The sequence below is a fragment of the Leucobacter chromiireducens genome, from assembly GCF_051993095.1.
Taxonomy (GTDB): domain Bacteria; phylum Actinomycetota; class Actinomycetes; order Actinomycetales; family Microbacteriaceae; genus Leucobacter; species Leucobacter chromiireducens.
The window spans coordinates 1673731-1684844 of the sequence record NZ_CP197024.1 but is presented as its reverse complement, the minus strand read 5'-3'; the positions used below and the strand labels follow the sequence as shown (position 1 = coordinate 1684844).

General features: G+C 65.8%; 11 protein-coding genes and 1 other RNA gene. 2 read left to right on the top strand and 10 right to left on the bottom strand.

Features of this window, described 5'->3' with window-relative positions:
• Nucleotides 1-9: 9 nt before the first annotated feature.
• Both glnA and ACR81A_RS07560 read right to left on the bottom strand, forming a co-directional pair.
• Nucleotides 10-1347 (bottom strand): type I glutamate--ammonia ligase, encoded by a 1338-nt coding sequence (gene glnA / locus ACR81A_RS07565; protein WP_202382688.1) that lies wholly within the window; start codon nt 1345-1347, stop codon nt 10-12.
• A 145-nt stretch (nt 1348-1492) separates the two neighbouring features.
• Entirely contained in the window at nt 1493-1702 is a 210-nt protein-coding gene (locus ACR81A_RS07560) for a methionine aminopeptidase (protein ID WP_440311516.1), read from the bottom strand.
• Between the two features lie 66 nt (nt 1703-1768).
• Between ACR81A_RS07560 and map the strand changes: the two genes are divergently transcribed.
• Nucleotides 1769-2638 carry a type I methionyl aminopeptidase gene (map, locus tag ACR81A_RS07555; protein WP_440311515.1) on the top strand — a complete coding sequence of 290 codons (870 nt, stop codon included), beginning with the start codon at nt 1769-1771 and terminating at the stop codon, nt 2636-2638.
• 83 nt (nt 2639-2721) lie between these two features.
• Here the strand turns inward: map and ACR81A_RS07550 are convergent, their stop codons facing one another.
• The 8 genes from ACR81A_RS07550 to ACR81A_RS07515 all read right to left on the bottom strand — a co-directional run bounded on the left by ACR81A_RS07550 (nt 2722) and on the right by ACR81A_RS07515 (nt 9450).
• The gene (locus tag ACR81A_RS07550; protein WP_440311514.1) at nt 2722-3795 is read right to left on the bottom strand and encodes a hypothetical protein; all 1074 of its coding nucleotides are present in this window, start codon (nt 3793-3795) and stop codon (nt 2722-2724) included.
• 218 nt (nt 3796-4013) lie between these two features.
• Complete coding sequence (locus tag ACR81A_RS07545) at nt 4014-4565, bottom strand: hypothetical protein (protein WP_202382681.1); 552 nt, start codon at nt 4563-4565, stop codon at nt 4014-4016.
• 73 nt (nt 4566-4638) lie between these two features.
• An RNA gene (rnpB, locus tag ACR81A_RS07540) (RNase P RNA component class A) lies at nt 4639-5014 on the bottom strand.
• A 14-nt stretch (nt 5015-5028) separates the two neighbouring features.
• Nucleotides 5029-5772 carry a zinc ribbon domain-containing protein gene (locus ACR81A_RS07535; protein WP_202382679.1) on the bottom strand — a complete coding sequence of 248 codons (744 nt, stop codon included), beginning with the start codon at nt 5770-5772 and terminating at the stop codon, nt 5029-5031.
• Between the two features lie 34 nt (nt 5773-5806).
• The gene (locus ACR81A_RS07530) at nt 5807-6709 is read right to left on the bottom strand and encodes a Nif3-like dinuclear metal center hexameric protein (RefSeq protein ID WP_440311513.1); all 903 of its coding nucleotides are present in this window, start codon (nt 6707-6709) and stop codon (nt 5807-5809) included.
• 2 nt (nt 6710-6711) lie between these two features.
• The gene (locus ACR81A_RS07525) at nt 6712-7377 is read right to left on the bottom strand and encodes a methionine ABC transporter permease (RefSeq protein WP_202382676.1); all 666 of its coding nucleotides are present in this window, start codon (nt 7375-7377) and stop codon (nt 6712-6714) included.
• Nucleotides 7377-8405, bottom strand: a complete 1029-nt coding sequence (locus ACR81A_RS07520) for an ATP-binding cassette domain-containing protein (protein ID WP_202382674.1) — start codon at nt 8403-8405, stop codon at nt 7377-7379. Before ACR81A_RS07520 ends, ACR81A_RS07525 begins: the two co-directional genes overlap by 1 nt.
• Before the next feature lie 151 nt (nt 8406-8556).
• Nucleotides 8557-9450 carry a MetQ/NlpA family ABC transporter substrate-binding protein gene (locus ACR81A_RS07515; protein ID WP_202382673.1) on the bottom strand — a complete coding sequence of 298 codons (894 nt, stop codon included), beginning with the start codon at nt 9448-9450 and terminating at the stop codon, nt 8557-8559.
• Between the two features lie 213 nt (nt 9451-9663).
• On the opposite strand from ACR81A_RS07515, the gene ACR81A_RS07510 reads away from it, so the two are divergent.
• Nucleotides 9664-11103 carry a glyceraldehyde-3-phosphate dehydrogenase gene (locus ACR81A_RS07510; protein WP_202382671.1) on the top strand — a complete coding sequence of 480 codons (1440 nt, stop codon included), beginning with the start codon at nt 9664-9666 and terminating at the stop codon, nt 11101-11103.
• The last annotated feature ends 11 nt before the right edge of the window (nt 11104-11114 follow it).

Sequence of the window (11114 nt, the reverse complement as noted above, 5' to 3'; positions counted from 1 at the left end):
AATCCTCGCCTAGACCGTGTCGAGCATGGATGACAGCTCGTACGGCGTGACCTGGCTCCGGTACTCGGCTACCTCGCGCCGCTTGTCACGCAGGAAGTAGGCGAACACCTGCTCACCGAGAGTCTCTGCAACCAGCTCGGAGCGTTCCATCACCGCAAGCGCGTGGTCGAGGCTCGTGGGAAGTGCGTCGAAGCCCATTGCGCGGCGCTCGCCGTCCGAGAGCGCCCACACGTTGTTCTCGGCCTCGGGCGGCAGCTCGTACTCTTCCTCGATGCCCTTGAGGCCGGCCGCGAGGAGCACGGAGAACCCAAGATAGGGGTTCACGGCGCTGTCGAGTGCGCGGTACTCCACGCGGGCCGCGCCACCCTTGCCCGGCTTGTACATCGGGACGCGTACAAGCGCAGAGCGGTTGTTGTGCCCCCAGCTCACGAATGAGGGGGCCTCGTCGCCGCCCCACAGGCGCTTATAGGAGTTGATGTACTGGTTGGTGACCGCGGTGATCTCCGGAGCGTGGCGAAGCAGGCCCGCGACGAAACGCCGGCCAGTCTGCGAAAGCTGGTACTTCGCACCCGGGTCGTAGAACGCGTTCGTGTCGCCCTCGAATAGCGAGAGATGGGTGTGCATGCCGGAGCCGGGGTGCCCGGCGAGCGGTTTCGGCATGAAGGTTGCGTGCACGCCCTGGGTGATCGCCACCTCTTTCACGACCGTGCGGAAGGTCATGAGGTTGTCGGCCGTGGTCAGTGCGTCGGCGTACCGCAGGTCGATCTCGTTCTGCCCGGGGCCGGCCTCGTGGTGGCTGAACTCGACCGAGATTCCGAGATCCTCAAGCATCGCGACGCTCTCGCGCCGGAAGTCATGTGCGGTGCCGCCCGGCACGTTGTCGAAGTAGCCCGCGCGGTCGACCGGGGTCGGGCCCTCAGCTCCAAACTCCTTGGACTTCAGGAGGTAGAACTCGATTTCCGGGTGCGTGTAGAAGGTGAACCCACGGTCGGCGGCGTGCGCGAGTGTGCGCTTCAACACGTTGCGCGGATCCGCAACCGCGGGCTCCCCGTTCGGGGTGCGGATGTCGCAGAACATGCGCGCGGTCGGCGCGTCCTGACTGCGCCAGGGCAGCAGTTGGAACGTTGCGGGGTCGGGGATCGCGAGCAGGTCTGACTCATACGCCCGGGTGAGGCCCTCAATCGCGGAGCCGTCGAAGCCGATGCCTTCGCTGAAGGCACCCTCCACCTCGGCCGGCGCAAGCGCAACCGATTTCAAAGTCCCGGAAACATCGCTGAACCAGAGGCGCACGAACTTGACGCCCCGCTCCTCGATCGTGCGAAGGACGAAATCGCGCTGCTTGCTCACACCGGCTCCGTTCGTTGCCGCGCGGCGGCTCGCGCCACGCGTGGGTGTCTCGCGCGCCGCGTGCTCCGCGGTGCGCTCGCGTTCAGACTACCGCGCACGCGTGTCAGGCGTGTTACGGCGACCGGAGAGTGCGCCGAGTAGCGGTCTAGTTGTCCTCGGTCGACTCTTCTTCCTCGCGCCACGCACGTGCGCGCTCCTCGAGAATCTGGTTGGCGTGCGCCGCTTCCTCCCGTGTCGAGAACGGTCCCACGCGATCTACGGACAGCGACTGCGGCCCCTCCTCGACCTCACCGGTGCGCGTGTTGAACCAGTAGGTCTCCTCGGGATCCTCGATCCCCCAGTCCCGCTTACTCATGATCCGAGTCCTTCCGCTTCGGCGGTGCCCGCAGCAAGCACTGCGTGCACTTCATAGACTAGAGCCATGCCCTTCGACGCACACGGACATTTGATTCCCGGTATTCGCCCCGCGCAGCGGCAGGTTCCCGCAAGCATTGCGCGGCCGCCCTACGTTGGCCTCGTGACGCCGCCGCCGTACGAGGGCGACAACACGTACACGGCGGAAGAGGTCGCGAAGATTCGCGCGGCCGGACGGATTGCTTCCCGCGCGCTCGACGCGGTGGGCGAGGCGGTTCGCCCCGGCGTCACGACCGCAGAGTTGGATCGCGTAGCGCACGAGGTGGTCGTCGCCGCCGGCGCGTACCCCTCGACTCTCGGCTACCGCGGTTACCCCGCGTCATCGTGCACCTCGGTGAACGAGGTGATCTGTCACGGCATCCCCGATGACACTGTGCTGCGCGAGGGTGACCTTGTGAACGTCGACGTGACCGCGTATCTGGATGGCTTCCATGGCGACACGAACCGCACCTATCGCGTGGGTGAGGTGGCCGAAGAGGTTGACCTGCTCATCGAGCGCACGCACGAGGCGATGATGCGCGGCATCAAAGCCGCGAAGCCGGGCCGCGCCGTCAACGTGATCGGTCGTGTCATCGAAACGTACGCGAAGCGCTTCGGCTATGGGGTGGTGCGTGACTTTACCGGACACGGCGTCGGCTCTTCATTCCACTCCGGGCTCATCATCCCACACTACGACTCGGCGCCGAGCTACGGCGACATCATCGTTCCGGGCATGGTGTTCACGGTCGAGCCGATGCTCACGCTCGGCGGACATGAGTGGGATCAGTGGGACGACGGCTGGACGGTCACGACGCGCGACAAGAGCATCACCGCGCAGTTTGAGCACACCGTCGTGATTCGCGAGGATGGCTTCGAGCTGCTCACGGTCTCGGACTAGCGGCCTGCCACGATCGCTCACACCCGGTAGGTGCTCAGCCCGAAGCTCCGGTCCAGAATTCTGGACCGGAGCTTCGCACAGGCTTAGCGAACGATACGGCGGATCGTAAGGAGGCCGGCACCGACGAGCAGCAACGCTCCCGCTGCGAACCCCAGGGTGCTGGGGCTCATGGGGCTGCCGGTTCGAGCGAGTTCGGTAGCAGTGCCCTTTCCGGAGTTCGGAGACGTCGTACCGGAGTCGGTGGTGCCTGCGTCGGTCGTTCCGGGCTCGGTGGTCCCGGGGTCGGTCGTTCCGGGGTCGGTGGTGCCAGGGTCGGTCGTTCCGGGCTCGGTGGTGCCAGGGTCGGTCGTTCCGGGCTCGGTGGTGCCAGGGTCGGTGGTCCCGGGGTCGGTGGTCCCGGGGTCGGTCGACTCGTCCTCGAACTCTACCGAGCAGGTGACGGGCGTGCTGAACTCTACGTCTTGGTCCTTGCTCCAGGTCCACGTGGCCTGACTCCAAGCCGTAGTGACGAAGGAGCCGGCAAGTGACGTGATCAATGGGACGGTGCCAGTCGCATCATCGGGAACCGTGAGCGTGAACTGAAGCACGCTGGTCGAGTCTTCACTCAGGAGCCACGGAAGCGGAAAATCGCTCGGTCGCACTTGCTCCCCGACGACACCATTTGTGACGACGGTGCGGGCGTCGACGTCGTGTACCCAGGTGATTTCCTGGTGTGCAAGCGCGGCGCTTTCCCAGGGTGCGGCCTCGTTGCCGATCACTTGATCGACCTGCCAGTCGGATTGTGAGGGGTCACTCGCAGGCCCTGTCACCACACTCTGGCTCACACGCAACGCACTTGCGGCAACCGCATCCCCGAGGGTGATCCTGTTTGTTGCATCGCGGAACTCCGCGGGAAGCGGCGCATAGCGGTCATCCACGCCGGGTGTGGTGTCCTGACCGGCGAGCGTGTTCTGGTCAACGTAGGTCACCTCGAAGGTCCGGTCGCCGGATTGCACAACCTGGAGGTTTCGGATGCCGCCGTGGAAGATGTCGCACACAATGTCACCAGCGGCTGCCTGCGCAGGTTCGGTGTTCCCCGGCCCCAAAGTGATTCCTGTCGCGACGCCGACTCCGAGGGTCGCGATTGCTCCGGCAGCGAGGATCTTCTTGTTCTTCAATACCGTTCCCTTACCTTCTCGCGAGCATGCGCCCGAGGTCTCAAGTTCGAGACCATGAGTGACCCGTCTCACTGTGCACGGGCGGGCTGGGCGAGGCGGTGATCGCCACGCATTCCCATTCTGGCCCGACCAGCACACTAACACGGATGTGGCGTTCTCTCAGAAAGACAAAAGGTCACGGCCGAGATTTACATAGTGGCGCGCATTGCGGTCACCCGTCATCGCGAGCGAAGTGCGCGTGAGCTCGCGTACTCCCAACCCAGTGGCACAGCGAGCGCAGCGGGGGCAGCCATGAGCAGGAAGATGGGGTCCCCCAGGTTGACGGCGGAGATCCCCCCGGCGGACGAGGCGATGAGACCGAGCTCGGTGAGCACCCCCACGGCTGCGCCCAAGCCAGTAAAGGCAACCCGATGCACCCACTTGTTCGACTGGGACCGCAGGAGCTTGCCGAGCAGCCAAGCGAGAGCCGGCCCGTACGTGACGCACGCGAACGCGGACGCCATCAGCGAGAACATGAAAACTGGCAGCAGGTACATGGCGTCTTCGAGGGTGGGCGGGGCAAATGTTGCCGTGCCAGCCAGCCACGTAGCGAGGGCGGTGACCATCTGTGCGAGGATCAGCGTGCCGATCAGCAGCGCCTGGTAGAGCACGAATGCGACGATCACGCCGGGAACCAGCTCGTCGAAGGTGAAGTCCATCGGGAAGCGTGCGGAGCGCACTGAGCTGCGCGCGTACCGATCCGGGCGCGACGCCTCGAGAAACTCGCTCATAGGCTCAGCATAGGTCAGTCGCTGGGGCGGCCCGAGCGGCCAAGTAGGCGGAGGAGCTGTGCACGCGAAGGGTGGAATGGGCCGGATCATACGCCGGGTTCTGTCTCCCCGACCGCAGCCGGGGTGACGGTCATCTCTCTCGGGGCACTGTTGCCAGTACCCTCTAGCGGCCTACCCGAGGACTCGGCGGGGCGCGTCATCATCCTCTGTCTGGCCTTGCTCCGAACGAGGTTTACCTGGCCGCCCGTGTCACCACGAGCGCCGGTGGTCTCTTACACCACCCTTTCAGCCTTACCGCGCTCAGCATGCTGGGCGCGGCGGTCTACTCTCTGTTGCACTTTCTCGCGGGTTACCCCGGGTGGGCGTTACCCACCGTTCTCCCCTGCGGAGCCCGGACGTTCCTCGGCGCGTGCACTTTCGTGCCGCGACGCGACCGTCTCACCAGCCCATTCCAACGTCGATTCTACACCTCGGGGGTCGTGTCCTCCGCGACGCGCACCAAGATCGCGCCAGTGCCGGGGCAGAACAGCAGCTCGTCGGGTGCGGCGGCGTTGAAATCACTGAGCTCGGCCGGGGTGAGTGCCATGTTGCTGGCCTCAGACACGGCACCGCGCAGACGCGCAGCCCCGATCCCGATCCGGCCGCGCAGCTCCTCGTACACACCGAGCAGATCACGCTGGATCTCGGCTGCAAGCCCGCCACGCTCCTCGGTGTTCGACGCAAGCTCGCGGTCGATCTGCGCCTCTGCGCTGTCAATCGACTCCTGAATCTTCGCGCGCCGGGCATCTACGCCACCAAGCACGCGCTCTGCTTCGGTGAAGGCTGCCTGTGCGGTCTCCTGCTGCTCCATGAGCTCGAGCTCGCGTTCCTCAAGCTCGCCCATGCGGCGCGCCAGCGTGTCGAGTTCGCTCTGCAGTGCCTGTGCCTCCTTCGGGGAGGTGCTGACCGCCATGAGTTCCTCGTCGCGTGTGCGGCGCTGGCGCACCATCGCGACGTCCGCCTCGATGCGCTCAATCTCCGCGGTGAGCGTGTCGAGCTCACGCTGCGCGGCCATGAACTGCTCGCGTGAGGCCGCGATCTCGTCGGCGAGGCCGTCAAGTTCAGCGCGCTCCGGCAGCGTTGTGCGCTTGCGGCGCAGGCGCGCAATCGTCGTGTCGAGGTCGTGGAGATCGAGCAGCAGTTGCTGCTGCCGGGGGCTAGCCTTCATAGGGCTAGCCTACCGTCGCGCACCGGCCACTGGGTTACGCGGCGGCACCCGGTTCAGCGAGAGCGCCCACCGAAAAGGCCCACGGGTCAGTGCGCGCGCTGCTCACGCTGAATGCCACGCCGGGGAGCCTCGCGCCGAGCGTCTCTGCGGCGCCCGCGAGCCACAACGACTCGCTCGCCCAGTGCGCGACGTCGATGAGCGCGGGGCCACCCGCCGCTGCGCCGAGCTCCAGTGACTCCTGAGCGGGGTGATGCCGCAGATCAGACGTCACGTAGACATCCGCTGCGCGCACGAGCGGATGGTCGAGCAAGCTGTCTCCCGCACCGCCGAGAAGCGCGACGCGAGATACCTCTCGATTGGGATCCCCTCCGACCCGTACTCCGCTCACGGTCTGCGGGAGGATCTCTGCGAGACGCTCAGCGAGTTCGCGGAGCGACGTCGGGTGCGGCAGCGTGCCCACTCGGCCGATTCCTGCGCCAGGGTGCGCGGCGGGGTGCTGGCTCGGGACAATGGGCTGCGCGTGCACAAGCCCCAGACGGCGCGCGAAAACATCGGACACCCCGTCTGCCGGCGCATCGGCGTTCGTGTGCGCCGAGTAGAGCGCGCAGCCACCTCGAATGAGCCGAGCAACGAGCGCCCCCTTCGCCGTGTCTTCGGCGAGGGTGTGCACGCCGCGGAGCAACAGCGGGTGGTGAGTGAAGAGGAGATCCGCTCCCGTGTCGAGCGCCTCGGTCACCGTCGCCTCGGTCACGTCGACCGCAAGGAGTGCGCGCGTCAGGGCGGCCCGCGGGTCACCAGAGGTGAGGCCCACGCGGTCCCAGCTCTCCGCCGTGGCGAGCGGCCAGAGTTCGTCTGCCACCTCGAGGAAGTCTGCAAGCCGGGTGTCCGGCTCGGTGGCGGACGCCTCGGGTGTGGTGAACTCTGAGCGATCGGACACGCTTACCTCCGGAGCAGCTTGCGGGCGATGACGTTGCCGAGCAGCTGCACGAGCTGCACGATCACGATGATGACGAGCACGGCAGACCAGGTAACCCACGGGTTGAACTGCCGATACCCGTACTGTAGCGCGAGGTTGCCGAGCCCGCCGCCGCCCACGACTCCCGCCATCGCGGTCATGTCGACCACCGCAATGAACGCGAAGGTGTAGCCGAGTACCAGCGGCCCGAGCCCCTCCGGGATGAGCACCGTGAAGATCGTGCGGACCGGTCCCGCACCCATGGCGCGCGCGGCCTCGATGACACCGGGCGATACCGTGAGCAAGTTTTGCTCAACGAGGCGTGCGATGCCAAACATCGCCGCGAATGTCAGCACGAATAGCAGCGCGCGTGCGCCCATACCCGTGCCCACGACGAGACGAGCGAGCGGGGTAAGCGCGCCAATCAACACCACGAAAGGAATGGGGCGGAAGAAATTCACGAGGAAGTTCAGAGTCCAGAAGACCGGACGATTCTCGAGGAGCCCGCCCTGCCGAGTCACAGTGAGCGCAACGCCCACGATGAGGCCGAGCGCGCCACCGACGCCGAGCGTGAAGACGGCGTAGAAGATCGTCTCGAGGGTTGCCTCGAGGAATTTGCCGTTCGCGAGGAGTTCAAGCAAGCGATCCATTATGCGAGCACCTCCAGCTCGGTCTCCTGCGCGAGCGCCGCAACCGCGTGCTCGACGCGCAGCTCGTCGCCGATGAGCTCCAGCGTGAGCTTGCCAAAGCTGCGTCCGCCCACGTCGGTGATCCCGCCGTGAATGATACTGACGCCCACACCGCGTTCCGCCAGGGTGCGGAACACGACGGGCTGATCGACATCACCGTCGCGGAAGGTCAGGCTGACGAGCCGGCCGCGATGACGCCGGCGGAGTTGCTCAAGATGCTCGGATCCCGGCTCGCTCGGCAGCGCGGTGGCAACGAACTTGCGCGTTGTCTCGCTCGTGGGCGCCGAAAAGACCTCGAACACGTCGCCCTGCTCGACTGCGCGACCGCTGTCCATCACGGTGACTCGGTGGGCAATCTCTCGCACCACGTCCATCTCGTGCGTGATCAAAATGATCGTGATGCCGAGCTCGTCGTTGACGCGCTTCAACAGGCCGAGTACCTCACGGGAGGTCTCGGGATCGAGCGCGCTCGTCGCCTCGTCAGCGAGCAGCACGCCAGGGTTCGTCGCAAGCGCGCGAGCGATGCCCACACGCTGCTTCTGGCCTCCGGAAAGCTCATCCGGATAGGCCCCCGCGCGATCCTGGAGCCCTACGAAGCTGAGCAGCTCGGCGACGCGGGCAGCGCGCTCGTCGGGAGCGACGCCCGCCACTACGAGCGGGTACTCCACGTTCTTCGCAATCGTCTTCGACTGGAAGAGGTTGAACTGCTGGAAGATCATGCCGATCTGTGAGCGCACCGGCCGCAGCTGACGCTCGCTGAGTGCGGTCAGCTCGTTGGCGCCAACGGAGATCGTGCCGCTCGTGGCGCGCTCCAGCCCGTTGATCAGGCGGAGAAGCGTGCTCTTGCCCGCACCGGAGTACCCGATGATGGCGTGGATCTCGCCCGACGCAACCTCGATGGAGACATCGTCGACCGCAACAATCTCAGGATCGTTCTTGCCACGGCCGGGATACCGTTTTCCCACCCCGCTCAGTTGCACGCGTGTCACCCTGTGGGTCCTCTCGCTCGGCTGTGGCCGCCTCGCGCGGCCGGAATCTATTGTGACGGGCGCGTGCCCGAAGACCACAATCGGGGCGGTGAGAATTCTCACCGCCCCGATGCGGGACGCGGGCCAAGGCCCGCGCTGAGTGCTCGCGTGACTACTTCGTAGCTGCGTAGTCCTTCTGCGCCTGGGCGAGAATGTCGGCAAGCTCAGCAGCCGGCGTGTTGAGCGGCACCGCGCCCTCACCGACGTAGTCCTTCACTGCCTTCTGAACCTCGGGATTGTTCTGGTAGATGTCCACGAGCTTCAGGTAGGTCTTATTGTTCTTGTCCTCCGCACGCGCAGCGAAGATGTTCGTGTACGGTGCGGCCGCGGGATCCTCGGCGCTGTCGGAACCGAGCGAGTCGGAGAACTTCAGGCCCGCCGGCTCCACAAAGTCGTTGTTCACGACGCCGCCATCAACGTCGGGCAGCACGCCCGGGATGCCGGCCGCGTCGAGCTCGGTGACCTTCACCTTCGACGAATCGGCGAGGACGTCCTCGAGCGTGGAGCCCGAGTTGCCGCCGTCCTTCAGCTCAATGAGGCCGAGCTTCTGGAGCACGAGCAGCGCGCGTGCGCGGTTCGAGGGATCGTTCGGCACCGCCACGGTGCCACCCTTCGGGATGTCCTCGATCTTGTCGTACTTTGCCGAGAACAGGTTCATTGGGTAGATCACGGTGGAGCCGAGGGCCACCAGGTCGTCGCTGGCCTCCTCGTTGTACTCGGCGAGGTAAGCGATGTGCTGGAACTGGTTGAGGTCGAGCTCGCCCTCGGCCAGCAGCGGGTTCGGCTGCGGGTACTCGGCGAAGTCAACGATCTCGACGGTGATTCCCTCGTCAGCTGCCGCTGCAACAAAGGTGTCCCAGTAGGGCTGACCGCCGGGCACGACGCCGATCTTCACAGTCTCGCTCTCGCTGTCCGCTGCGGGCGCGCAGCCCGCGAGGGCAGCTGCGCCGGCGAGGGCGAGGGCGGTGAATGAGGCGGCGATGGTGCGGCGCTTCGTGAAAGTCATGGGGATCCCCTTGGCTCGGTGCGATGAAATGTCGGTGGTGGCTGCGAGGCTGGGCTCGAGCCGAACACCTCAAGCCTCAGGCATGTCCGCCGCCACGCGGTAATCGCGGTGTCACACAGCGTCATGCGCGTGGGATACTGGAGGTGACGCGACAGCGTACCGGCGGGCAGGCCGATCCCTCTTCATACCGTTTGGAAGGAACCCTCCGTTCACATGAACCAGCGTGCTGATGCTCACCTCGAAGCTTGGAAGGCGAAGCAGGAACTCGCAGAGCGGATGATTCCGCTGATCGGTCAGCTGTACCGCGACCACGATGTGGTGATGTCGGTGCACGGCCGCAGCCTCATCGGCCGTTCCTCCGTCGACATCATCCGCGCCCACCGCTCGGCGCGCAAGATTGACGACGTTGAGCTCCCCCTCGCTGAGACCTCGGCGATCGTCGAGACGCTCGCGCAGCTGCAGCCCGGCCCGGTATCCGTGGACCTGGCGCTCCTCGCCAACGGCTTCCGCGCGTCGGGCAGCTCCGACCTTGCGGCGTACCTCCGCGAGGTGCTCGCTCCCGCGTTCGAGGCGAAGCCCGGTACCGGCACCGACGTGGTGCTGTACGGCTTCGGTCGAATCGGGCGCCTCCTCGCTCGCATCATCATCGACCACTCGGGCTCGGGCAACGGGCTCAACCTGCGCGCCATCGTGGTGCGTAAGGGCTCCGAGAACGACCTGCAGAAGCGCGCAAACCTCCTGCGCCGCGACTCGGTGCACGGCCCCTTCAACGGCACCATCACCGTACTCGAGGACGAGGACGCGATCCTTGCAAACGGCGTGCGGATCCAGGTCATCTACTCGAACGATCCCGCAAGCGTTGACTACACGCAGTACGGCATCGAGGACGCGATCCTCGTTGACAACACGGGCCGCTGGCGCGACGCCGAGGGCCTCGGTCAGCACCTGAAGAACCAGGGCATCGCCCGCGTGCTGCTCACCGCTCCCGGTAAGGGCGACATGCTGAACGTCGTCTACGGCGTCAACAACGACAAGATCACCGACGCAGACACGATCGTGTCGGCCGCATCGTGCACCACGAACGCGATCACCCCGGTGCTCAAGGTGATGAACGATCAGTTCGGAGTGAAGCGTGGGCACGTTGAGACCGTGCACGCGTACACGAACGATCAGAACCTCATCGACAACTTCCACAAGGGCGATCGTCGTGGCCGCTCGGCAGCACTCAACATGGTGCTCACCGAGACCGGTGCGGCGAAGGCCGTGTCGAAGGCGCTGCCCGAGTTCGAGGGCAAGCTGACGGGCAACGCTATTCGCGTTCCCACCCCGGACGTGTCGATGGCTGTGCTGAACCTGCAGCTCGAGCGCGAGACCACCGTCGAGGAGATCAACTCCTTCCTCGAGCAGGTGTCGCTCACGGGTGCACTGCGCACGCAGATCGACTACGTCGAGTCGCCCGAGATCGTCTCGACCGACTTCGTTGGCGCGAACCGCGCGGGCATCGTCGATGGCCTCGCAACGATCGTCACTGGCGATTCCGCGGTGCTCTACGTCTGGTATGACAACGAGTACGGATACAGCTGCCAGGTCGTGCGCGTCATCGAGCAGCTCGCAGGGAGCCACCCGGCTCAGCTGCCCGCGCTGACGGCGTAACCGCGTCGCCG